The sequence below is a fragment of the Pseudomonas palleroniana genome, from assembly GCF_022836895.1.
Classification (GTDB): domain Bacteria; phylum Pseudomonadota; class Gammaproteobacteria; order Pseudomonadales; family Pseudomonadaceae; genus Aquipseudomonas; species Aquipseudomonas palleroniana.
The window spans coordinates 3,693,551-3,718,203 of sequence record NZ_CP092411.1 but is presented as its reverse complement, the minus strand read 5'-3'; the positions used below and the strand labels follow the sequence as shown (position 1 = coordinate 3,718,203).

16 protein-coding genes and 2 pseudogenes are annotated in these 24,653 nt (G+C 61.6%); 13 read left to right on the top strand and 5 right to left on the bottom strand.

Translation table 11 applies throughout. The features are described 5' to 3' along the window. Both MJP36_RS16895 and MJP36_RS16890 read left to right on the top strand, forming a co-directional pair. Nucleotides 1-3,084 carry an autotransporter outer membrane beta-barrel domain-containing protein gene (locus tag MJP36_RS16895; protein ID WP_425226347.1) on the top strand — a complete coding sequence of 1,028 codons (3,084 nt, stop codon included), beginning with the start codon at nt 1-3 and terminating at the stop codon, nt 3,082-3,084. Nucleotides 3,085-3,369: 285 nt separating this feature from the next. Continuing rightward, nucleotides 3,370-4,800 (top strand): polyurethane esterase, encoded by a 1,431-nt coding sequence (locus tag MJP36_RS16890; protein ID WP_244383524.1) that lies wholly within the window; start codon nt 3,370-3,372, stop codon nt 4,798-4,800. Here the strand turns inward: MJP36_RS16890 and MJP36_RS16885 are convergent, their stop codons facing one another. Further along, complete coding sequence (locus MJP36_RS16885; protein ID WP_081086958.1) at nt 4,801-5,067, bottom strand: hypothetical protein; 267 nt, start codon at nt 5,065-5,067, stop codon at nt 4,801-4,803. 178 nt (nt 5,068-5,245) lie between these two features. Between MJP36_RS16885 and MJP36_RS16880 the strand changes: the two genes are divergently transcribed. After that, nucleotides 5,246-5,410, top strand: a complete 165-nt coding sequence (locus tag MJP36_RS16880; protein WP_162843532.1) for a hypothetical protein — start codon at nt 5,246-5,248, stop codon at nt 5,408-5,410. 51 nt (nt 5,411-5,461) lie between these two features. Here the strand turns inward: MJP36_RS16880 and MJP36_RS16875 are convergent, their stop codons facing one another. After that, nucleotides 5,462-5,686 carry a YgdI/YgdR family lipoprotein gene (locus tag MJP36_RS16875; RefSeq protein WP_060753092.1) on the bottom strand — a complete coding sequence of 75 codons (225 nt, stop codon included), beginning with the start codon at nt 5,684-5,686 and terminating at the stop codon, nt 5,462-5,464. Nucleotides 5,687-5,874: 188 nt separating this feature from the next. On the opposite strand from MJP36_RS16875, the pseudogene MJP36_RS16870 reads away from it, so the two are divergent. After that, nucleotides 5,875-7,521: pseudogene (locus MJP36_RS16870) on the top strand (VRR-NUC domain-containing protein). Then, entirely contained in the window at nt 7,518-9,773 is a 2,256-nt protein-coding gene (locus tag MJP36_RS16865) for an ATP-dependent DNA helicase (RefSeq protein ID WP_244385635.1), read from the top strand. Before MJP36_RS16870 ends, MJP36_RS16865 begins: the two are co-directional and overlap by 4 nt. Nucleotides 9,774-9,815: 42 nt before the next feature. Here MJP36_RS16865 and MJP36_RS16860 read toward each other — a convergent pair whose 3' ends face one another. Continuing rightward, nucleotides 9,816-10,766, bottom strand: a complete 951-nt coding sequence (locus MJP36_RS16860; RefSeq protein ID WP_244383523.1) for an alpha-E domain-containing protein — start codon at nt 10,764-10,766, stop codon at nt 9,816-9,818. A gap of 2 nt (nt 10,767-10,768) precedes the next feature. After that, nucleotides 10,769-12,178 (bottom strand): circularly permuted type 2 ATP-grasp protein, encoded by a 1,410-nt coding sequence (locus MJP36_RS16855; protein WP_090371131.1) that lies wholly within the window; start codon nt 12,176-12,178, stop codon nt 10,769-10,771. 402 nt (nt 12,179-12,580) lie between these two features. Here MJP36_RS16855 and MJP36_RS16850 point away from each other — a divergent pair, with 402 nt between their 5' ends. The 3 genes from MJP36_RS16850 (at nt 12,581) to MJP36_RS27940 (ending at nt 13,504) form a co-directional block, all read left to right on the top strand. Further along, nucleotides 12,581-13,126, top strand: a complete 546-nt coding sequence (locus tag MJP36_RS16850; protein ID WP_060753088.1) for a hypothetical protein — start codon at nt 12,581-12,583, stop codon at nt 13,124-13,126. A 70-nt stretch (nt 13,127-13,196) separates the two neighbouring features. Continuing rightward, a complete protein-coding gene (locus MJP36_RS16845; protein ID WP_199777954.1) occupies nt 13,197-13,358 on the top strand; it encodes a hypothetical protein in 162 nt (53 codons plus the stop codon). Between the two features lie 11 nt (nt 13,359-13,369). Beyond that, nucleotides 13,370-13,504 (top strand): hypothetical protein, encoded by a 135-nt coding sequence (locus MJP36_RS27940; protein WP_279613724.1) that lies wholly within the window; start codon nt 13,370-13,372, stop codon nt 13,502-13,504. 11 nt (nt 13,505-13,515) lie between these two features. On the opposite strand, the gene MJP36_RS16840 is transcribed toward MJP36_RS27940, so the two are convergent. After that, the gene (locus MJP36_RS16840; RefSeq protein ID WP_244383522.1) at nt 13,516-18,519 is read right to left on the bottom strand and encodes a glycosyltransferase; all 5,004 of its coding nucleotides are present in this window, start codon (nt 18,517-18,519) and stop codon (nt 13,516-13,518) included. Nucleotides 18,520-18,786: 267 nt separating this feature from the next. On the opposite strand from MJP36_RS16840, the pseudogene MJP36_RS16835 reads away from it, so the two are divergent. From MJP36_RS16835 to MJP36_RS16815, 5 genes and pseudogenes are all read left to right on the top strand, one after another. Then, nucleotides 18,787-19,962, top strand: a pseudogene (locus tag MJP36_RS16835) (pyridoxal phosphate-dependent aminotransferase); the annotation flags it as partial. A 190-nt stretch (nt 19,963-20,152) separates the two neighbouring features. After that, nucleotides 20,153-21,685: a sugar ABC transporter ATP-binding protein gene (locus MJP36_RS16830; protein WP_244383520.1), complete on the top strand. Its 1,533-nt coding sequence runs from the start codon at nt 20,153-20,155 to the stop codon at nt 21,683-21,685. Beyond that, the gene (locus MJP36_RS16825) at nt 21,678-22,655 is read left to right on the top strand and encodes an ABC transporter permease subunit (RefSeq protein WP_060753313.1); all 978 of its coding nucleotides are present in this window, start codon (nt 21,678-21,680) and stop codon (nt 22,653-22,655) included. The genes MJP36_RS16830 and MJP36_RS16825 overlap by 8 nt, the downstream gene beginning before the upstream one ends. Nucleotides 22,656-22,689: 34 nt before the next feature. Next, nucleotides 22,690-23,622, top strand: coding sequence for an ABC transporter substrate-binding protein (locus MJP36_RS16820; protein ID WP_060753084.1), 933 nt, complete (start codon nt 22,690-22,692; stop codon nt 23,620-23,622). Between the two features lie 24 nt (nt 23,623-23,646). Then, entirely contained in the window at nt 23,647-24,648 is a 1,002-nt protein-coding gene (locus MJP36_RS16815; RefSeq protein WP_244383519.1) for a LacI family DNA-binding transcriptional regulator, read from the top strand. Nucleotides 24,649-24,653 lie beyond the last annotated feature (5 nt).

Below are 24,653 nucleotides of genomic sequence, written 5' to 3'. Positions count from 1 at the left end.
ATTACCGCCACTCACACCGGCCCGGGCTACCCGCTCAAGGCTTTGAGCTGCGTGCCATACGGCGCGCTGCTGTGCTGCCTGGCAACCCTGGGAACCGCCCAGGCCGCACCCTATGTGGAAACCGGCAAGTTGGGCGACGCCGCCAGTTGGCGCAGCAATGAGTTCAAGGCTGACTGGGGCTTGGGCGCCATCCAGGCCGACACCGCGTACGCCGCCGGTTACACCGGCAAGGGCGTCAAGCTGGGGATTTTCGACCAGCCGGTGTATGCCCAGCACCCGGAATTCGCCAGCCCCGGCAAAGTGGTGACGATTGTCACCGAGGGCATCCGCCAGTACACCGACCCTTACATTCCGGTCAAGGCGGGCGACGCGTTCCGCTATGACGGCACACCGTCCCAGGATTCCAACGGCAAGTTGGGCAACCACGGCACTCACGTTGGCGGTATTGCCGCCGGTAACCGCGATGGCGGGCCGATGCACGGCGTAGCGTTCAACGCGCAGATCCTCAGCGCGGAAAACGGTGACCCAGGTCCCGAAGACGGCATCATCCTCGGCAACGACGGTGCGGTGTACAAAGCCGGTTGGGACGGTCTGGTGGCCAGCGGCGCACGCATCATCAACAACAGTTGGGGGATCGGCATCGGTGCGCAGTACGCCAAGGGCGGCCGTGATCCGGCGTTCCCGAACTTCACGGTCAACGAAGCCCAGGCGCAGTTCAACAATATCCGGCCGATCCTCGGCACTCTGGCCGGCGGGGCTTATCAAGGGGCGATCGACGCCGCGCGCAGCGGCGTGCTGACCATCTTCGCCGCCGGTAACGACTACAACCGCAACAACCCGGATGCGATGTCGGGCCTGGCGTACTTTGTGCCGGAAATCGCGCCGAACTGGCTGTCGGTGGCGGCATTGCAGCAAAACCCGGATACCACGAGTGCCACGCCGTATGTGATCAGTACGTTCTCGTCGCGCTGTGGTTATGCGGCGAGTTTCTGCGTGTCGGCGCCGGGCACCAAGATCTTCAGTTCGATCATCAATGGCACCACGCTGGAGAACCTCACCACCGATTGGGCCAACAAGAACGGCACCTCGATGGCCGCGCCGCATGTGGCCGGCGCCGCAGCCGTGTTGATGGAGCGCTTCCCGTACATGAGCGGCGAACAGGTCTCCACCGTGCTCAAAACCACCGCCACCGACCTCGGTGCGCCGGGTATCGATTCGCTGTATGGCTGGGGCATGATCAACCTGGGCAAGGCGGTCAACGGGCCGGGTATGTTCATCACGGCCGAGGATATTCCTGCTGAGTTCCGTATTGATGGCGCCTATGGCAGCGGGCAGTTTGTCGCCGACCTGCCGGGCGTGGGCGCGGTGGTGGACGCGGGCAAACCCACCCAGCGCCTGTGTACCGACGTGCATTGCGGGCGCGATGTGTGGAGCAATGACATCTCGGGCCACGGCGGCCTGACCAAGCAGGGCATCGGTACGCTGGTGCTGACCGGTACCAATACCTACAGCGGCCCGACCCTGGTCAACCAGGGGTTGCTGGCGATCAACGGTTCGGTGACCTCCGACGTCAGCGTCAGCCAGGGCGGTGTGGTGGGCGGCTCCGGGCGTATCGGCTCGCTGATCGCGAAAAGCGGCGGCAGCGTGGCGCCGGGCAATTCCATCGGCACCCTGAATGTGGCGGGCAATGTCACGTTTGACGCCGGTTCGACCTACGCGGTGGAGTTGTCGCCGACCAGCAGCGATCGGATCGTTGCCGGTGGCACGGCCACGCTCAATGGCGGCACCGTGACCCTGGCCCTGGAAAACAGCCCGACCTTGTTGAGCGTGGCACAGGCCGACAGCCTGATCGGGCGGCAGTACAACATCCTGCAGGCCGCCGGCGGTGTGACCGGCGCCTTTGGCGCGGTACTGCCCAACTACCTGTTTATCGGTGGCACCTTGAACTACGGCGCCACCGGTGTGCAGTTGGACGTGGCGCGCACCAACAGCTTTGCCAGCGTCGCCGCCACGCCTAACCAACGTGCGGTGGCCGGCGCCGCCGAGCAATTGGGCGCGGGCAATGCGGTGTATGAAAGCCTGTTGCTGGCACCCAATGCCGCCTCGGCGCAAGGTGCCTTCCAGCAACTGACCGGCGAGATTTACCCGGCCCTGCAAAGCGCGTTGATCAACGACAGCCGTTATGTGCGCGAAGCCGTGGGCGAGCGCCTGCGCAACGGTGAGATGGGCTCGCGCAGCGATACCCTCGACAGCCGTGGCAACGTGTGGGTCAAGGCGTTGGGGGCGTGGGGCAAGACCGACAGCCGCAGTGAGACGGCGGGTTACACCACGTCCATCGGCGGCATGCTTGCCGGGGTGGATGGCGCACTGGACGAGGCGACTCGTATCGGTCTGGTTGCCGGCTACAGCGATACCTCGCTGAACATGGGCAACGACACCCACAGTCGCGCCTCGGTCGACAGCTACCACTTGGGCGCTTATGCCGGGCATGAGATCGGCGCCTTGCGCCTGAGCGGCGGCGCGGCGTACAGCTGGCATCGCGCCGATGTGAAGCGTGACCTGCAATACGGCGACGTTTCCGGCAAGCAGAAAGCCAAGGTCGACGCCCGCAGCACCCAGGTATTCGGTGAAGCGGCTTACCGCGTCAACCTGCAACCGTTGGCCCTGGAGCCGTTCGCCAACCTGGCCTACGTGCACCTGGACACCGATGGCTTTACCGAGAAGGGCGATGCCGCCGCACTCAAAGGCCGCGACGACAGCCGCGACGTCGTGCTGAGCACCTTGGGCGCACGTGCCTTGAAGACGATCAACCTCAACGATCACCAGGCGCTGGAAGTGTCCGGCACCCTGGGCTGGCAGCACAACCTGAGCCGCGTGGGGTCCGAGCAGTCCCTGGCCTTTGCCTCGGGCGGCCCGTCGTTTGCGGTGCAGAGCGCGCCGCTGGTGCGTGATGCGGCGCTGGTGGGCGCGCGGGTCAGCCTGGCGTTGACCAAGGATGCACGGGTGAACTTTGACTACAACGGCCTGCTGGCCAGCAAGGAGAACGTCCACGGCGTCGGCTTGAGCCTCGACTGGGCCTTCTGACCGTGTAGTGAGCGGGCTCGCCCTAATGCCTGTCAGTTAAGCGACAGAGTGGACGATGGATAACCTGTGGGAGGGGGCTTGCTCCCGATGGACTGCGTAGCAGGCCCATTTTTGAGGCCGCTGCGCGGCCTATCGGGAGCAAGCCCCCTCCCACAGTGACCGCGTTACGCCTTAACTGACTGGCATTAGGGCTCGCCACCCAGCGCGGGGCAAGCCCGCTCACTACATACGTTCGACATAGGACAAACGCTTTCTCGACAAATCCAACAACAGAGAGGCACTACCATGGGTATCTTTGACTATAAAAACCTCGGCACCGAGGGCTCCAAAGCGTTGTTTGCCGACGCCATGGCGATCACGCTGTATTCCTATCACAACCTGGATAACGGCTTTGCCGTGGGCTACCAGCACAACGGCTTTGGCCTCGGCCTGCCGGGCACACTGGTCACGGCGTTGCTGGGCAGTACGGATTCGCAAGGCGTGATTCCCGGTATCCCCTGGAACCCCGACTCGGAAAAAGCCGCCCTTGAAGCCGTGCAAAAAGCCGGCTGGACGCCTATCAGCGCCGCAACTCTGGGCTACGAGGGCAAGGTCGACCAGCGGGGTACGTTCTTCGGTGAAAAGACCGGCTATACCAGCGCCCAGGTCGAGGTGCTGGGCAAATACGATGACGCCGGCAAGTTGCAGGAAATCGGTATCAGCTTTCGCGGCACCTCGGGGCCACGGGAGCACCTGATCAGTGACTCCATCGGCGACCTGATCAGCGATCTGCTGGCCGCCCTGGGGCCTAAGGATTATGCCAAGAACTATGCGGGCGAAGCGTTCGGCAACCTGCTCAAGAACGTGGCCGATTATGCCGGCGCCCATGGCCTGACCGGCAAGGACGTGCTGGTCAGCGGCCACAGCCTGGGCGGGCTGGCGGTCAACAGCATGGCGGACCTGAGCAACAGCAAGTGGGCGGGCTTTTACCAGGACGCCAACTACGTGGCCTATGCGTCGCCTACCCAAAGCGCCGGCGACAAGGTGCTCAATGTCGGCTATGAGAATGACCCGGTCTTCCGCGCACTGGATGGCTCATCCTTCAACCTGTCGTCCCTGGGTGTGCACGACAAGCCGCATGAGTCGACCACCGACAATATCGTCAACTTCAACGATCACTACGCCTCCACCTTGTGGAATGTGCTGCCGTTCTCCATCGTCAACCTGCCGACCTGGCTTTCCCACTTGCCGTTCGGCTATGGCGATGGCATGACGCGTATCCTCGAATCCGGGTTCTACGACCAGATGACCCGCGACTCGACGGTGATCGTCGCCAACCTGTCCGACCCGGCGCGGGCCAACACCTGGGTGCAGGACCTGAACCGCAATGCCGAGGCCCACAAGGGCAATACCTTCATCATCGGCAGCGACGGCAACGACCTGATCCAGGGTGGCAAGGGCGCGGACTTTATCGAAGGCGGCAAGGGCAATGACACGATCCGCGACAACAGCGGGCATAACACCTTCCTGTTCAGCGGCCACTTCGGCAACGATCGGGTAATTGGCTACCAGGTCACCGACAAGCTGGTGTTCAAGGATGTGGAAGGCAGCACCGACCTGCGTGATCACGCCAAGGTGGTCGGTGCGGACACGGTGCTCACCTTTGGCGCCGACTCGGTGACCCTGGTCGGCGTGGGGCAGGGTGGGCTATGGGCTGACGGCGTCAGCATCGGCTGATCAACGCCAATGGCGCTCCCGCCAGCCGTGATCCCAATGCGGCCGGTGGGAGTAGCCATAACCGTAGTAGGGGCGTGGAGAGTAATAGGGGCGTGGCCCGTAACCCCAATGCGCGTAATAGATCGGTGGGGGTGGGGGCTGTACCACGATCACCCGGGGTGCCTGGCGGATGATGATGGTGTCGGCAAAGGCGGGCGTACTCGCCAGGGCCGCCAGGGTCAAGGGAATGAGTAAAAGCGCGCGTACCGCTCGGGACATGCGTGCCATGGCCTTGGTTCTCCGTGCTGCCGCCCTCGAATGAAGGTGGCTTATCGGTTAAACGCAGCGGCGTGGAAAATCCTTCGCTAAATAAATCTTTAACTTCCCATCGCGACGGATCGGCCGGCGTGCGTGCGTTTAACGGTCAAGCGAGCTGTTTCGCGTGATCACGTGGGAGGAATCGAACATGTCCCGTTTACGATTGTTGCTGTGCGCCTTGGTCCTGCTGGGGTTGGGCGGGTGTGCGGTGTACCCGGCGTATCCGGCCCCGTGCTGTTATCGCCCGTACTACCACTCGTACTATTACCATCCCTACTATCACCCGTATTACCACCCGTACTACCGGTATTGACCGAGGGATGCCCCTTAACAAAAAGCCCCGCATTTGCGGGGCTTTTTACTGTCATTTTTCCTTGATGACCGTCGCCACATCTGCGGCTTTTACGCGTATGTGCTTGCCGGCGATGTCGGTGAACTCGTAGAAGCCGTCGGCTGTCTTGGCGTTGGGGACGTCCTTGGTCAAATACTGTGTGCCATTTTGCAATGTGACCACGGTTTGCGTCGCACACCCGGCCAACAGCACAAAAGACAGTGCAACCAGTGGCAGACCCAAATTCTTCATGTTCATAACCCTTACCCTTAACCCTGAAAAATCCCGTAGCCAGGGGCTGCGGGCCCTAAATGTTACGCCATCAACTGAGCTATCTGATCACTTTTATACAAAAAGTTGCGTGCGCCATTTATCTATTACCGATTGCAACAGCCGCTGGGTGGCGGCACTCTGTATGCATAACCAGTATTCGATCAGCGCGTGACATGGCCAACCCCCTCGACGATCCCCTGTATTACCTGCATAACTTCCGTCAAGTACTGCTGTGGCTGGGGTAGCGCTATGCCGATTTGCTCGATGCGGACGAAGTGCATTTTATTCAGCAGTTTGACAGCTTGCCCCAAGCGTCCCAGGCGCTGCTGGTGCGCATGGTGATGCGCAAGGGCGTGCATTTTCGGGCGAGCAAACTCAACTATCTGGAAATTGGCTGCACCCACACGGCAGCGCTGGCACTGGTGCAGCAGGGTTGGGTCGATGACCAGTGCCCGCTGGGCTTTGAAGCACTGTTCGCCGTCCTGCAGAAAGGCGAAATCCTCGCGGCCTTCAGGCCATGGATCGAGCAACCCAAGGCCAGGAAAACCGATTGGCTGGACGCGTTGGCGGCGCGGTTTACCGAGCCCCGGCATTTTGCCCAATGGTGCCCGGACCTTGAAGACACCCTCTATAGCCTCACGGTGATGGACCTGTGCGACCGCCTGCGGCTGATGTTCTTCGGCAACCTGCATCAGGATTGGTCGGAGTTCGTGCTGGCGGACCTGGGCATCTACACCTACGAAAAGGTCGAGTTCTGTGCGCAGTCCCGTGGCTTGCGTCACCGTGATGACGTGCACGGTTTTCTGTTCCTGCATCAGTGCCAGCAAGCGTTTGAAGCGGGGCAGGCGCTGGACGTGGTACTCGCGCAAATCGCCACGTTTGCCACCGACAACCCCTGGCTGGAAAAGCGTCGCGCCAAGTTGTTGTTCCAGATCGGCCAATATTGCGAACGCAGCGCCGAGCTGGACCTGGCGCAACGGATCTACCGCCAGTGCGCGCACCCTAGCGCGCGTTCGCGCCTGATCCGGGTGCTGGAGCGCCAAGAGGACTATGCCCAGGCCATGGCCCTGGCGTGTGCGGCGCAACAAGCGCCGGAAAGCGCCGCCGAACAGCAACACCTGCTGCGCGTGCTGCCGCGTCTGCGCCGCAAGCTGGGGGAGCCGGCGCTGCCCAGGATCAAGCCCCGGGCCATCACCCGCCTGGACCTGGACTTGGCGCTGCCCGAACCGCTGATGTCGGTGGAATATTGCGTGCAGGCCCATCTCAGCGAGCCGGATGCGCCGGTGCATTATGTCGAGAACGGGCTGATCAATTCGCTGTTCGGCCTGCTGTGCTGGGACGTGATTTTTGCGCCGTTGCCGGGGGCGTTTTTCCACCCGTTCCAGCGAGGGCCGGCGGATTTGCACAGCGAAGATTTTCATCAGCGCCGTGCACCGCTGTTCGCGGCCTGTTTCGAGCAGTTGCAAGATGAGCGCTACAAAACCAGCATCCGCCAGCGCTACGCAGACAAATGGGGCATCCAATCGCCTTTCGTGTTCTGGAACCTGCTCAGCGAAGCGCTGCTGGAGCAAGCCCTGGACTGTTTGCCCGCCGAGCACTTGCGCTATTGGTTTGAACGCTTGCTGCTGGACATCCGCGCCAACCGGACCGGCATGCCGGACCTGATCCAGTTCTGGCCCGCCCGCAAAACCTACCGCATGATCGAGGTCAAGGGGCCGGGCGACCGCCTGCAAGACAACCAGCTGCGTTGGCTGGAGTTCTGCGGCGAGTACCAGATGCCGGTCACGGTGTGCTACGTGCGTTGGGCGCAGCCGGCTTGAGCTACAGCGTCGCGGTACGCGCGTTGTGTGAGTTCACGGCCAAGGTCGGTGACCTGGACCTGCGCTTCACACCGTCACCCAGCGCCCAGGAAGGCATCGTCGGGCATCGCACGGTGGCTTCGCGGCGCAGCGCGCATTATCAAAACGAAGTCGCCCTCGAAGGCGAATATGCACAACTGAAGGTGCGGGGCAGGGCGGACGGCTATGACCCGGATGCCAATCGCCTGGAGGAAGTCAAAACCTATCGCGGCGACCTCGGCGCCCAGCCCGCCAACCACCGGCAATTGCATTGGGCCCAGGTCAAGGTCTACGGCTGGCTGATGTGCCGCAAGCTCGGCCTTGGCGAGATTGACCTGGCGCTGGTGTACTTCGACATCGTCGGCGAAGGCGAAACCCTGCTCAACCAGCGTTTCACCGCAGTGGAGCTGGAGCAGTTCTTCAACCAGCAATGTGCGCTGTTCCTTGGTTGGGCCGAGCGCGAGATGCAGCATCGCGACGCGCGTAACAGCGCGGCGCAACGCCTGGCGTTCCCGCATGCGGCCTTTCGCCCCGGCCAGCGCCCGTTGGCCGAGGCAGTGTACAAGGCCGTCAGTACCGGCCGTTGCCTGATGGCCCAGGCGCCGACCGGCATCGGCAAGACCGTCGGCACGATTTTCCCGATGCTCAAGGCACTGGCGCCCCAGCAACTGGACAAGGTGTTCTTCCTCACGGCCAAGACCCCCGGACGCAAACTCGCCCTGGACGCGGCGCAGGTGCTCTACGACAGCAGCCCCGATCTGCCGCTGCGCGTGCTCGAGCTGGTCGCGCGGGACAAGGCTTGCGAACACCCGGACAAAGCCTGTCATGGCGATGCCTGCCCATTGGCCAAAGGTTTTTACGACCGCCTGCCGGCCGCACGCAAGGCAGCGTCCCAGGTACGCCTGCTGGACCAGCGCAACCTGCGCGAGGTGGCGCTGGCCCACGAGGTCTGCCCGTATTACCTGAGCCAGGAAATGGCGCGCTGGAGCGACGTGGTGGTCGCCGACTACAACTACTATTTCGACTTTGGCGCCATGCTGTTCGGCCTGGCCCAGCTCAACCAATGGCGCGCCGCCGTGCTGGTGGACGAAGCCCATAACCTGGTGGAGCGCGCGCGTGCGATGTACAGCGCCAGCCTCGACTCCTATGCACTCAAGACCTTGCGCGACGTCGCCCCCGACCCCTTGAAAAAGCCTTTGCAGCGCCTCAACCGTGAGTGGAATGCGCTGCACAAGGACCAGCTCGCGCCGTACCAGGCGTATGCGAGCAAGCCCGACAAACTGCTCCAGGCCCTGAGCCTGACCGCCAGCGCCATGGGCGAGTACTTCAACGACCACCCCGAGGCGCTGTCCGGCGACTTGCAAGCGTTCTACTTCGAAGCGCTGCAATTTGCCAAGGTGGCCGAGTTGTTCGACGAACATTTTCTCTTCGATATCAGCAAGCGCCCGTTCGGCGGCAAACGCAGCGCTTCAACCCTGTGCTTGCGCAACCTGGTGCCCGCCGAATTCATCCGGCCCCGGCTGACGGCGGCCCGCAGCAGCGTGCTGTTTTCCGCGACCCTGAGCCCGCGTCACTATTACGCCGACCTGCTTGGCTTGCCGGCGGACACCGCCTGGATCGACGTGGAGTCACCGTTCAAGGCCGAGCAACTGCGCGTACGTATTGTTGATCAGATCTCCACACGGTTCGTGCACCGCCAGGCTTCGCTGGAGCCGATCGTCGAGTTGATTGCCCAGCAGTTCGCCGCGCAACCGGGCAACTACCTGGCGTTTTTCTCAAGCTTCGATTACCTGCAACAGGTGGCGCAGTTGATGGCCGAGCGGCACCCGCAGGTTGCGTTGTGGTTGCAGTCACGCGGCATGGCCGAGGCGCAGCGGCAGGCGTTTCTCGACCAATTCACCCAGCACAGCCAGGGGGTCGGCTTTGCCGTGCTGGGCGGTGCGTTTGGCGAAGGCATTGATTTACCCGGCGCGCGCTTGATCGGGGCATTTGTCGCGACCTTGGGGCTGCCGCAACTGAACCCGATCAACGAACAGATGAAAGCGCGCATGGGCGCGATCTTCGGTTCGGGCTACGACTACACCTATTTGTACCCCGGCCTGCAGAAAGTGGTGCAGGCGGCGGGGAGGGTGATCCGCAGCCAACAGGACCGAGGTGTGGTGATGTTGATCGATGACCGCTTTGGCGAGGCGCGGGTGCGCCAATTGTTGCCGCGTTGGTGGTTGATTGAGTGATGCCCAACCCAACCACCTGCGGACCACACTCGTGGCCGCGCCTCAGACGACTTCCAGGTAAGAGCTATGAATCGCCCGCGCCAACTCGCGCACGGTGTCGATGAACTCGGTCAGCCGGCTATGCAAGCCGTCTTCAAGGATTTCATCGATGCCGGTATAGCGCAGTCGCGCCTCGAACTCCGCCGCCAGGCGCTGCGCCGAGCGCCCGTAACTGCCGGGCAGGTCCGCCAGGATATGGCTCAGTTCCTCGATGCACGCATGCAACGAACGCGGTACATCGCTGCGCAATAGCAGCAACTGCGACACCGAGCGTGCGTTCAGCGCATTCGGGTACAACTCGGTGTACGCCTCGAACGACGACAACGCGCGCAGCAGCGCGCTCCACTGGTAATAACCGCGTGCCGACAGGTCGCTGACTTCTTCCGACTCTTCGCCAAACATCTCGTAGCGCGCATCCAGCAGGCGCAAGGTGTTGTCCGCGCGCTCGACAAAGGTGCCCAGGCGGATAAACCGATAGGCATCATTGCGCATGATGGTGCCCGAGGTCGCGCCTCGGAACAGGTGCGAGCGCTGCTTGACCCAGTCGCAGAAGTGGCTGATGCCGTGGCGTGCCAGACCGCCGGCGGCGATGCTGCGCATTTCCAGCCAGGTGGCGTTGAGGTTTTCCCACATGTCGGCGGTGATGCGCCCGTGTACCGCATGGGCATTGCCCCGGGCGGCGCGCAGGCAGTTGTAGATACTGGCGGGGTTTTCCGCGTCGAGGGCGAAGAAATGCAACATGCGCTCGGCGTCCAGGTGCTTATGGCGTTCGAGGTAGCTGTCCAGGGTGCCGCTGCTGAGCAACGACATCGCCAGTTCGTCCAGGCCATCGCTGCGCCCGGCCTGGGGCATCAACGACAGCGAGTAACTGACTTCCAGCATGCGCGCCAGGTTCTCGGCACGTTCCAGGTAGCGGGACATCCAGTACAGATCTGCGGCGGTTCTACTCAACATACTCAGTCCTCCACCACCCAGGTGTCTTTGGTTCCGCCGCCTTGCGACGAGTTGACGATCAGCGAACCTTCCTTCAACGCCACGCGGGTCAGGCCGCCGGGCACCAGGCGGGTTTCCTTGCCCGACAACACAAACGGTCGCAGGTCGATATGCCGTGGCGCGATACCGTTTTCGACAAAGGTGGGGCAGGTCGACAGGCTCAAGGTGGGCTGGGCGATGTAGGCGTGGGGGCGGGCCTTGATGCGTTGGCGGAAATCTTCGATCTCGGCGGCCGTCGAGGCCGGGCCCACCAGCATGCCGTAGCCGCCGGAGCCCTGGGTTTCCTTGACCACCAGCTCGCCCAGGTTAGCCAGCACATGGGACAGTTCATCCGGCTTGCGGCACTGGAAGGTCGGCACGTTTTGCAGGATCGGTTCTTCGCTCAGGTAGAAGCGGATCATGTCCGGCACATAGGGGTAGATCGACTTGTCATCGGCCACCCCGGTGCCAATCGCATTGGCCAGCACCACGTTGCCCGCACAGTACGCGGCGACCAGGCCAGGTACGCCCAGCATGGACTCCGGGTTGAATGCCTGTGGGTCGAGGAATGCATCGTCGATACGCCGGTAAATCACATCCACGGCCTTGGGGCCGTCGGTGGTGCGCATGAACACCTTGAGGTCGTGCACGAACAGATCGGCGCCTTCGACCAGTTCCACGCCCATTTCCCGGGCGAGGAACGCGTGTTCGAAGAATGCGCTGTTGAAGCGCCCGGGTGTCAGTACCACCACATTGGGATTGTCCAGGCGGCTGGAGCTTTTCAGGGTCTTGAGCAGCAGGTTGGGGTAGTGGTCCACCGGTGCAATGCGCTGCTTGGCGAAGACTTCCGGGAACAGGCGCATCATCATCTTGCGGTCTTCGAGCATGTAGCTCACGCCGCTGGGCGTGCGCAGGTTGTCTTCGAGCACGTAGTAGGTGCCATCACCGTCGCGGACCAGGTCCACACCCGAAATGTGCGAGTAGAGGCCGCGGTGCAGGTCCAGGCCGACCATCGACTTCTGATACCCCTCGTTGCCCAGCACCTGGTCCGCCGGGATGATGCCGGCCTTGATGATGCGCTGGTCGTGGTAGATGTCGGCAAGAAACAGGTTGAGGGCGTTGACTCGCTGAATGCAGCCGCGTTCGATCACGCTCCATTCACTGGCGGGGATGCTGCGCGGGATGATGTCGAAGGGGATCAGGCGTTCGGTACCTTGCTCGTCGCCATAGAGGGTGAAGGTGATCCCGGCGCGATGGAACAACAGGTCAGCTTCGCGACGCCTCTGGGCCAGCAGTTCCGGCGGCGTGTTGGCCAGCCAGCGTGAGAAGTCCTGATAGTGCGCACGGCACACGCCGTTTGCGTCATTCATTTCATCAAAGAAAGATCGAGCCATTCCAGTACCTTGTCAGTGCCGAGTGCAGCTTGATGGCACTGCCGCTTCAAAAAAACGCATTTTTTATAAGGCCGTGGCGCACAGTGCCAGCGGACCGGGTCCTTACTTTCTTATGGGGTCGGCTCTGGGTCGGGGGGTAACGAAAGCTCCTGCAGGTAAGCGCGGTAGTGGGTGATGAAAGGGTTAAGCAAAGCTTGTGCCTAAACCGCCTGTAGTGAGCGAGCTTGCTCGCGCTGGAGTGCGCAGCGCTCCCGCTCTTATTGGGGCCGCTGCGCAGCCCAGCGCGAGCAAGCTCGCTCACTACAGGGGCAGGCGGTGCGCCAAATGGGTGCGTGACAATGTTTGAACTTCACCTTGCCGTGATTCTTCTAACGACACTCGACACCTTAATGGAGCACCGCCGTGCCCAGAATCATCTCGCCGGATACTCCCGAAGCGGCCCTGACCGATCACAGCGAACACAACGCCAAGATCTTCGGCTCGCCCAAGGACCGCCTGGATTTCTATCGCCGAGAGATCCAATACGAAACCAGCATCCTGGCCAACCGCACCGATGCCTACCTCACCGCGCAGTCATTCCTGGTGATTGCGTTCGTCTCGGGCATGGGCAATCTCAATCCCGAGTGGGGCAAATTCTTCACGCTGGTGGTGCCGGTATTCCTCGCCGCCCTGGGCATCCTCAGCTCGTTGAACGCCTGGCCGGGTATCCGCGCCGCCTACGAAATCATCGACCATTGGCACTACAAGCAGAGCGAACTGCTGCGCAGCGAGCCGGTGATGGGGCTGGCGTATGACGACTCGCCGCTGTTCTGCGAAACGGAGTCATCGCACAAGGGCTATCGCAAGTCGCTGTTGTTTTCGATGCGTGCGCCCTGGTTGTTCATGGTGTTCTGGGTCTTGCTGGGCGCCTATGCGTTCTACATCCAGGTGGATAACCCGGTGTCTTGAATCAATTGAACTTCAGCGCCGGAAGCGTGACCTTAACTCTACCCGGCCGATATTTTCCAAGAGGTGCCCCATGAACCCACACCCACAACCTGCCACCGGTGCCGATGCCCCCAAGGACCCGACGCCGGCCAAAGACCCCAAGGCCAAGGAAAACGACTACAGTCCAGACTTCAAGCCCGAGCGCGAGCCCAAGCCTGAAACCGATGCCGATATCGATACCCAAGGCGGTTAGAGGGAACGGTCATGTCAAAAGAGCCTGATGAAGAACTCAACGACCCCGGCAATGAAGACCCGGGGTCGTTGATGGATGATGCGCAAGTGCCGCTCAAACCGGTAGATGAAGCGCCGCAGGCCGGCACTACAGAGCCCCAGGATTGAGCCTCTTCAAGTCAGGCGTTGATCCAGGAGTGTTCAGCGCCAATCCTGACCTGGAACTTGTAGTGAAGCGGATAGTAATGCTGCTTTAGGTTGTCCAGCTGTTTGTCCAGCGTTTGCGGGGGAACGATGCCGCGACGCGTGTAGTACCGACGAACATCGTTTTCAATGTTGACTATCGGGCCGTGTGATTCGAGCTTTCCGTTGACCAGCCGCGACTCCTTGGTAATGCCGTCAAAGCCCAAGTCGTACATGTCAGGCCGTTGCGACTTGAGCACCTTGTTGAACAGCGTTGGCCCCACAGTCTCAAAAATCTTGCCCTCATAGAGATTGAATTCAGGGGTGTATTGCACTCGGCCGTCAGGCCCACGGCCCACCGTAGGCCGGTTCGCCGCAAAGTAGGGTTTGTTGGCCGCAAAGCTGTTTTTCATTTCATCAATCACTGCGGTGATGACCGGGTTGCCTGCTTGTGTGCCGAAATTGCTGGTGTTGTAGAACGGCTTATAGCCGGTGAGGCTATGGGCAACCGGTTTGTTGAGCAGCACATCACTCGCGCCGGCATTTAACCCGTCAGCCCCGACCTTTGCCTGGATCACATCATCGGTATCCAGGTAGAACCCACCATATTTGTTGAGGATAGGGTACCGGGCAACGTCTGAAGCGGCGGCCAGGTTTTTCCCTTGTCCCTGTCGAAAGTAGTCATACATCCCATCGCCTTTCAGCTGTTTGAAGACGTCATCCTCGCGCAGGTTCCTGACTTCCAGGCCGGGAGCCTTGCTTTCCAGGGTGCGCTTTATCTGGTTGAAAATGGCTGGGGTGTCAGCATCCACATGCAGGATGGACTTGTACCCAGGCGCCTGGGCGGCGTTGTTGAGCAGAGTATCCATCAGCTTGGGTGGGAGCTCTTGACCCGCCCAGAAATAGTGAAGGTTTCTGGGGATCGGCTTCACATCATTGGGGATTTTCACGGCCGAAGGCGGCATGACATCAACGAACGAGTAGGTATGCGCATCTGCCTTTCTGGCTTTTATGAATTCGTTAAACGGCCCGCGTTGCCACTTGCCCTTGGCGCTTCGCCAGAAATAGGCAGGGTTGAGCGGATCGATACCGGTGGACAGGTTGCTTTCTTTCCAGGCTCCCGCCGAACTGTCGAAGATGACGTTATGTTCGACGCCCTTGTAGTTGAGCGTGAACGGGGTGGTTGAGTTTTCCACGACTTTAATGTCGTCCATGGGCACGACATAGGTGCTGTCGCCCAATTTCCAACGCAAGGGTGCGTCACTCTTGCCTCCCAGCAAACGCGCAGTTCTGGCGGCAGGTTCCCATCCTGAGGCCCCCAGATCCCTGACCGCAATGTCCGGCCCCGTGCCCTGGGGATGCCGGATGACACGTTGTCCGTCTTTAAGCTTGGACTTGTAAAGCACCCCGTCGATCTTCACGTATTCATTCCGGCCACGGCCCACATAGACATTGCCTTGCAAGCCCTTGGCCGAGAGCTCGTCAGCCGCGATGTACTTGGCTTCATAACCCAGGAGGTCCGGGTCCAGGGGCCTGACCTCGCCGCCAGCCGCGATTCGGTGAGGGGTGAAGTCTTTCAAAGGTGGCCCGAAGGGTTGTTTCTTGAACGCATCGTATCGATGCCAGTTACCTTGAACCATGACCGCGATGTCTTCCACCGTCTGTTGTCCAGCCTTTAACCGTCCGCTTGCCGCCAGGCCGTATTGCTGACTGGCGGCCTTGACGGCATCAGCGCTGCCGATCGCGTGCAAGCTGTCGGCGGTATTGGCGCCAGCAGGAGCCACCCGGAAGTTATCCAGCGGTTTGCCGAAGGCTTGCTGGGTATGCGGGTCAAAGGCGTACCAGCGACCTGATGCCTCATCGAATTTGGCCAGGGCTTGGCTTTCCACCGTGTGATTGAGTGCCCTGTAGGTGCCTTCGGCGATGTCCGGCTTTTTGGCCAGCTCAAGCAGGTTGACACTACGCTGGCCACGTAGATGTTGAATCCCGCGGTATGTGGCGCCGGCTGCCGTTATAACTGCCTTCTTGCCTGCCTGCAGGACACCCAGCGCCAGGTCATCGACACCGCTCAAGGGGTTCAGCGCGCCCACCGCTGCCCGGCCAATGATTTTGCCTGCATGGCCCACCTTTGAAAGGGCTGACGCGCCTGCGACAACGCCTTTCGCACCTTTGAGTGCGCCACCAATGCCGATTGCAAAACCGAACAGGTCGACAACAACTTCAACAATGCCTTCCTTGATCCTGCCGTTGATGATGTTCTCGATGCCTGATTTGAATGGAATCAAGCCGACGACGATTTGTTCAATGGTCTCGTACAGCGGTACCTGAGTGTCGAATGTCGTGGCACCTTTGGCATAACGCTCGACCTCGGGCAGGCGCATGTCGTCGAGTACCGCATCGACGATGTAGCGGGTCCGGGCACTGCTGAAACTGTCAGGCGCGCCTCGGGCATCTTTTTTCTCATTCGTAACGTCTGCCGGGTAGTTACCCGCAGGTTTGATCACGTCGTACCGCTTGCCGGGTTGGGGGATGGTGCCGTTGGTCGGCGGGTATTCATCATAGGTCTGCCCATGCCGGCGGGTGATGGTGCCCTTGTTTCGATCAATCGCATAGTGGATGACCTTGCCGTTGTATTCGGTTTCTACCAACAGCACGCCATCGGCCACTCGTACGGGGTGGTCCGCCCGGTGGTAGCTGACTTCCTTGCGGACCGTCAATTGGCCGAACTGCAGATGCTGACGGTCTTCCAGCGGTTGTCTGGCCAGCAGCAATTTGTACTGCGCCGCCGTGGTTTTTTTCAGCGCATCGGAAAAGTCGGTGAATTGTTGCGCGAACAGGTCTTTTGGGCGTGGCAGGCTTTTCAGCTTTTCGCGAACCTCATCGAAGTTGAACGCGCTGGATGAAGAGACCCAGGCGGCGGGCGTTTGATCAGGCTGCTCCTGGTTTTCCTCGGACCTGAACAGGTTGGTGAAGTTACGTGCCTCTTCCTTCCAGAAGTTGGCACGGTTGGGTGTCCAGAACAGAGGGCGTCCGTCGATGTAACTGTCCAGTATCGAGTAACGTTCTGGAAAGCGTTTATGTGCGGGCTGTACGGTGATGCATTTTTCGTCGAACCATTTCGGGTCGATGTGCGGCAGGGCCTTTTTCAGCTGTTCCAGTGCAATGGCCCGAGTGGTCGGGAGTTCCCTTATGTCTGTTTGCGCCGCCTCCTTCAACTCGTTGATCTGGGCGGTGAACGCCTTGCGCACTTCAACCATGGCCGCTTCGGTCGAGGGATAGGCCTGACCGTTGGCGACGGCCCACTCCTTGAGTGCTTTGGCCTGGGCGGCATATTCACTTGCGCTGTCCTCATCGGTCACCGGTGCAGTGCTGCCTTCCAGCATGATTTGCGCATAGTTCATCGTTGCCGTGGCACCCGGCGATTTCGCTTCAATACGGGCGACCAGGGTGGCGAAGCTGACCCAGCTGTGAGTGCCTGGGACGATCGTGTCCGGGATGCCCTTGACCCGGAACTCCGGTGCCAGACTGGCCAACACCAGGTGCGCCTGGATCAGCGCCTTTTCAGGCGACGAAGCCTGCCCGCGAGCAACCAGATGCTCGACCAGTTCCTTGAAAACCGTGGCAGCCGTCTTGCCCACATTCTCAGGCGAAACCAAGTGATAGCCGCCAATGTTCAAGCCCTGTGCTGCGTCGCTATCAACCCCCAGATGCAGCGCCGCCAGCAGCCAATCGGTGCCGGGGCCTTTGACGCCGCGCGCGGCAAAGACTGCTTGAATGGCGTCGCCCAGGGCCTGGCCCCTGGGGGAGCTGATCAAGGCTTCAATCATCAGGCGCGGGTTGTCGAGCTCGGCGGGAGAGATCGACCGATTGTCCAGCAGGTAGTCCAAGACAGTTTTGAACGGGCTCAGCTTAATGTTGCCGAGCGTGCCGCCCTGAATATCCGCCTTGAGCTGTTGCAGGCTCTCCTGGTCAAGCCACCTCAGCGCACCGCTGAGGTTCCCCTGCACAGCCGCCTTGGGTGTGGGAGTGGAGAGGGCGGTTGCGAGGTTGACCAGCTCTTCGTGACGGGTTGGCAAGTGCAACCCGTGGTCCGTGAGGTATTGTAAAAGCGAAACGGTCGGGGACTGGCCGCCGCTTGAGGGACGGTAGCTGCTGTCAGACGACAGGTTGAGTGTCCTGGCCTTCAGTTCATGCGTAATCTGCCCAACGTATTCGACGCCATTTTCCACGGATGCCGCCAGGTGTCTGAGTTCGCCGGCAGCCTGATGTCGGTTGTGGATATCGCCTGTAAACGCTTTCTGGTTCTGGAGTGCTTCCTCGCTGCGCGATTCGATCAAGTGTTTCGACGTGCCTGGATCGAGCGGGGTGAACCCCTGGTTTCGATCGATTTCTGCCGCCCGCTCACGCATCGCCGGCCCGGTGAGGTCCTGCCGCTCGTTGTAAAACCGGCCGATCAACCACCAGGCAACCGGTTCATCTGGAACACTGACCGGCGGCTTGAACCAGGTATCGGCATGGCCTGCGGCAATAACCCTGGCGGCATTCAGAACCGGGCCGCTGATAGCCGCCCAGCGCGGGTCGTCTTGCCCGACCGTATGGAGTTTTTGTTCGGGATCACGCGCCCGCGTGAGCGTAAAGCTGATCTGGCCCGAGGTGGCGTTGAGCTTGATCGATGCCGTGTCGATCCCTTGGTCTCGGATCCACTGCAGCACGTCGGGGGACTGAAAGGCGTTATGCAACTGTGTCCACCACTGACAGAAGGTGGAGGAGGGAGGAAGGCGGCGAATAGTAATGTTTCGTTCACGGTTGGCCGCCAGGAGCAACGCGCTGTGATACTCCGTTGTTGCAAGCTCACGATCACCCTCGGGGCGTGAACCTTCAGCCTGTGCCGAGGGGGCGGGAAACTCACGCGCTTGCCCGGAAAGCTGCGGCGGGTTGGCGGTTGTCGGGGCGGGGGGAGGACGGTGTTGCGTGGCATGGGAGAGCGAAACAGTGTTCATGAGGTTGGTCACCGACAGGGTATGGATTACGCCCGGGCTCACTAAGTCCCGTGGCATTGTCCTTGTGTCGCCATGCGCCCCGTTTTGATTCCTCGCTTCTGCCGGCAGGTCCTGTGCCTTGTGTTTCCACTCTTTGCGCCAAAGGCTTTGGTGTCGAGCCGCCTTGATTGATTGGACGGCTACGGAGTTTGAACTATGTTGAGCGCATCCATCCGTTCGCACTTGGACGGACCCGCGCTTTTTTCTTTTTGAACGAGAGGCTCCGGCATGCGGTTTTCCCCCTTCGTTGAACGAATTACAGGGCAGGGCGTCGCTGCCTGGGACATACACCACGCCGCGTTTCACGCCGCCAGCCAGGGCGAGGACATCATTATCCTCAGCGTCGGCGACCCCGATTTCGCCACGCCATCCTTCATTACCGATGCCGCCGTCGGCGCCCTGCGCGAGGGCGATACCCACTACACCGAGATCCCCGGCCGCCAGACCCTGCGCGACGCGGTGGCGGCGCGCTACAGCAACAGCCTGGGGCGCGCCGTAGGCGCCGAAAACGTCATCATTGTGCCCGGAGCACAAAATGCATTGTTCATCAGCTCCCTGTGCCTGTTGCAGGCCGGGGATGAAGTGCTGGTGCTCGACCCGATGTATGTCACCTACGAAGCCACGCTCAACGCCAGCGGCGCGACCCTGGTACGTGTGCCGTGCTTGCCGGAGTCCGGCTTTCGCCTGGACGCGCAGGCGCTCGCCGCGGCGATCACCCCGCGTACCCGAGCGATCTTCTTCTCCAACCCGAACAACCCCACCGGCGTGGTGCTTGACCCTCGGGAGCTGCAAGCCATCGCCGACCTGGCCGTGGCCCATGACCTGTGGGTGGTGGTCGACGAGGTGTATGAAAGCCTGGTGTTCGACGGCCAGTACCACAGCCTGGCCGCGTTACCGGGTATGGCCGAACGCTGCATCGTGATTGGCAGTTTGTCCAAGTCCCACGCCATGACCGGTTGGCGCATCGGCTGGATCATCGCCGCGCCGCAGATGGTGGTGCACGCACAAACCCTGGTGCTGAGCATGCTTTACGGTGTGCCGGGGTTTGTGATGGAAGCCGCGACGGCGGCGGTGCTGGCCCATGATGACGTGACCCAGGGCATGCGCGAGATCTACCGGCGCCGACGTGATTTGGTGGTGACCGCGCTGAGTCTCTGCCCTGGCATCCAGGTGCAGGCACCCCAAGCCGGTATGTTTGTGCTGGTGGACATACGCGGGACCGGCCTCAGTTCCCTGGACTTCGCCTGGCGACTGTTTCGCGAAGCCGGCGTGTCGGTCCTCGATGCGGCGGCCTTTGGTGAGCCCGCCCAGGGTTTCGTGCGCTTGTCGTTCACCCTTGGCGAAGTACGCCTGGCCCAGGCGTGCCAGCGTATCGCAGGCTTTGTGGCCAAGTTGGCCGATGAGCGCGGTGACTGCAGCCTGGGTCGTCACGCAGCGTCAAATAGCTAGTAACCCGCAGATTCCGCGTTTTTGCTTTGACTGAAACGTTTAACCAAACGATAAACGGCACACGCAAGCGCTTGCGTAAGGAAATGTATCTGATCTAGAGTCGGCAGCATTCGACAACAAAAATAATAAATCCAGGAGCTCAGCCATGAGCCTTGATCCCTTGCTTGAGATGCAGGGCATCAGCAAAACCTTCAATGGTTTGCGGGTGCTCAAGAATGTCGGCCTGAAGGTCTATCCCGGTGAAATTCATGCCCTGATGGGTGAGAACGGCGCCGGCAAGTCGACCCTGATGAAGATTCTTTCCGGCGCTTACCAGGCCGATCCCGGCGGTGAAATCCGCATCGACGGCCAGCCCGTCGCCTCCTTCGACCCCGCCACCGCCAAGACCCTCGGCATCGCCGTGATCTATCAGGAACTGAGCCTGTGCCCGAACCTGAGCGTGGCCGAGAACATCTATCTGGGGCGCGAACGCCGGCGCGGCTGGACCATCGACCGCAAAGGCATGCAGGCCGGCTGCGTCGAGGTGTTGCAACGGTTGGGCGCCGAGTTCAAGCCCAATACCCTCGTGAGCAGCCTGTCGATTGCCGAGCGTCAACTGGTGGAAATCGCCCGCGCCTTGCATGCCCACGCGCGGATCCTGGTGATGGATGAACCCACCACGCCGTTGTCTTCCCGCGAAACCGACCGCCTGTTTGCCCTGATCAAACAGCTGCGCAGCCAGGGCCTGGCGATCATCTATATCAGTCACCGCATGGCCGAGATCTATGAGTTATCCGACCGGGTCTCGGTACTGCGCGACGGCCAATACATCGGCGAATTGACCCGCGAAGCGCTGTCCGCCGAGGTGCTGGTAAAAATGATGGTGGGCCGCGACCTCTCGGGGTTCTACAAGAAGGAGCACGCGGCGTATAACCCGGGCAACGTGGTGATGCGCGTGCGCGATATGGCGGATGGCAAGCGGGTGCGCCGCTGCAGCTTTGATTTGCATGCTGGCGAAGTGCTGGGCATTGCCGGCTTGGTCGGGGCCGGGCGTACCGAGCTGGCGCGCCTGATTTTCGGCGCCGACCCGCGCATCAGCGGCAGCCTGGAAGTGGTCGGCAAGACCGTCACCCAACTGCGTACCCCGGCCGATGCGATTCGTGCCGGCGTGGTGTACCTCACCGAAGACCGCAAGGCCCAGGGGCTGTTCCTGGACATGAGCGTGGCCGACAACATCAATGTCTGCGCCTGCGTCCCGGATGCCCATGCCGGTGGCGTGCTCGATCGTGGCCATGCGGCACAACGCGCCGCCGCTGCGATCAAGTCGCTGTCGATTCGTGTGGCGTCGGGCAAGGTCAATGTCGGCGCGTTGTCCGGCGGCAACCAGCAGAAGGTGCTCCTGGCGCGGTTGCTGGAGGTCAAGCCGCACGTGCTGATCCTCGATGAACCGACGCGGGGCGTGGACATCGGCTCCAAGTCGGAGATCTACCGCATCATCAATCAACTGGCGCAGGCGGGCGTGGGCATCGTGGTGATTTCCAGCGAGCTGCCGGAAATCATCGGCACCTGCGACCGTGTGCTGATCATGCGCGAAGGCGAGTTGGTCGCCGAAGTCGGTGGGGCTTCCGGCCATGCCATTTCCCAGGAACGTATTATTGACCTCGCCACTGGTGGCGATCAGGTGGCTGCCCATGGCTGAATTGACGATGACAACAACCCATAAAACCGAACGCGTGCGCGAACTGATGCGCACCGTGGGCATGCTGCCGGTGCTGGTCCTGCTGCTGGTGGGCTTTGCCCTGGCCAGTGAAAACTTCCTCACCGTGCAGAACCTGTCGATCATCACCCAACAGGCTTCGGTCAACGTGGTGCTGGCGGCGGGCATGACCTTTGTGATTCTCACGGCGGGGATCGACCTGTCGGTCGGTGCGATTCTCGCGGCGTCCGCCGTGGTCGCCTTGCAGGCGTCGATGTCGCCGCAGTTCGGCATGTTCGGGATCGCCGCCGGCATCGGCTTCGGGTTGTTGCTGGGCCTGGTCAATGGCGGGTTGATCGCCTTCATGCGCCTGCCGCCGTTTATCGTCACCCTGGGCGCGCTCACCGCCATGCGTGGCCTGGCGCGTTTGCTGGCGGACGACAAGACCGTGTTCAACCCGGACCTGCCCTTCGCGTTTATCGGCAATGACTCGATCCTCGGCGTGCCGTGGCTGGTGGTGATCGCCGTGGCAGTGGTGGCGTTGTCGTGGTTCATCCTGCGCCGCACGGTGATGGGCGTGCAGATCTATTCGGTGGGCGGCAACCCCGAGGCGGCGCGGCTGTCGGGGATCAAGGTGTGGAAGGTGCTGCTCTTTGTCTATGCCATGTCCGGCGCATTGGCCGGGCTGGGTGCGGTGATGAGCGCTTCACGCCTGTTCGCCGCCAACGGCCTGCAACTGGGCCAGTCCTATGAACTGGATGCAATCGCCGCAGTGATCCTCGGCGGCACCAGTTTCACCGGCGGCGTCGGCACCATCGGCGGCACCCTGATCGGCGCGCTGATTATCGCGGTGCTCACCAACGGCCTGGTGCTGCTGGGGGTGTCGGACATCTGGCAGTACATCATCAAGGGGATCGTGATCATCGGTGCGGTCGCGCTGGATCGCTATCGCCAGTCCGGTGCGCGGACCTGAGTTCACTCAAACAACAATCACAAGAGAGACCGGCATGAACTTCAAACGACTGTTTCCCGTCATTGCCTTGGCTACCCTGGTGTCCCAGGCCGTCGATGCTCGTGAACTCAAGGCCCTGGGCATCAGCATGGGCTCATTGGGCAACCCGTATTTCGTGACCCTGGCCGACGGTGCCACGGCCCGGGCCAAGGAGCTCAACCCCAACGTCAAAGTCACCTCGGTGTCGGCCGACTATGACCTGAGCAAGCAATTTTCCCAGATCGATAACTTCATTTCGTCCAAGGTCGATTTGATCCTGCTCAACGCCGTCGACCCGTCGGCCATGGCCTCTGCGATCAAGAAAGCCCGGGATGCGGGGATTGTGGTGGTGGCGGTGGATGTGGACGCCAAGGGCGTGAATGCCACGGTGCAGACCGACAACGTCGAAGCCGGCAAGCTGGCCTGCCAGTTCCTGGTGGACAAACTCTCGGGCAAGGGCAACGTGATCATCCAGAACGGTCCGCAGGTCACCGCCGTGACCGATCGCGTCAAAGGCTGCAAGGCGGCATTCGCCGCAGCGCCGGGGATCAAGGTGCTCTCGGACGACCAGGACGGTAAAGGCTCGCGCGAAGGCGGCTTGAACGTAATGCAGGGTTACCTGACGCGCTTCCCGAAAATCGATGGGCTGTTCGCGATCAACGACCCGCAAGCCATCGGCAGCGACCTGGCGGCCAAGCAACTGAAACGCAGCGGCATGCTCATCACCTCGGTGGACGGCGCGCCGGATATCGAGAACGCGCTGAAGACCGACACGCAGATCCAGGCGTCCGCCAGCCAGGACCCGTGGGCCATGGCCCAGACGGCGGTAAATGTGGGCAACGACATTCTCAATGACAAGGCCCCGGCCGAAGCGGTGACCCTGCTGACGCCGAAACTGATCACCCGCGACAACGTTGGTACGTACAGCGGCTGGTCGAGCAAACATTGATCCACTGAGCAAGGGGCAAGCGCCGTGGTCACCATGGATGACGTGGCAAGCCGGGCGGGGGTGTCGACCTCCACCGTCTCCCACGTATTGAACGGCACGCGCAAGGTCAGCCCGGTGACGGTGCAGGCGGTACAGCGCGCCATTGAGGAGCTGGGGTATATCCCCAACACCCTGGCACGCTCGCTGGCCCGCTCCAGCACCAGCACGATTGGCGTGGCGATCTCGGCGCTGTCCAACCACTATTTCAGCGAAACCGTGCACGCCATCGAAACCGAGTGTGCCAAGCACGGTTACATGATGCTGTTCGTCGATACCCACGATGACCCCGAGCAAGAGTTGCGCGTGGTCACGGCGCTGCATCATCGGCGGGTTGACGGGATGGTGCTGGCCCCCTCGAATGGCTCCAAGGCGCTGGACTACCTGCGGGCCAACCAGATCCCCACAGTGCTGGTGGACCGCATGATGAGCGAGCAGTTTGACCAGGTCGGGGTGGACAACGCCCAGCCGACCCAGGCCCTGATCGCTCATCTGATCGCCCATGGCCACCGCCGCATCGGCTTCATTGCCGGACGCGAGGGCTTCAGTACCACGGATGAGCGGGTGGCGGGTTATCGCGCCGCGTTGCAGGCGGCGGGGTTGGCGTTTGATGCGCAGCTGCTGGTCAATGGCGGCTCGAATACGCAGCCGGCACGCCAGGCCACCGCGCAGTTGCTCGGCCTGGCGGCGCCACCTACGGCGATCATGGCCGGCAATAACCTGATGACCCTGGGTGCCATGCACGCGTTGCGTGACGCACACATAGCGGTGCCGGGGCAGATGGCCCTGGTGGGTTTCGATGATTTTGACTGGGCGGATTTTTTTGTGCCGCGCCTGACTTTGATTGCCCAGCCGGTGCAGGCCCTGGGCGCACGGGCGGTCGATCTGCTGCTGCAACGCATGGCCAGGCCCGACGCGCCGACCCAGAGCGTGCGCCTGGCGCCCACCCTGCGACTTCGCCATTCATGTGGCTGTATTGGATTGGAATAACCCCC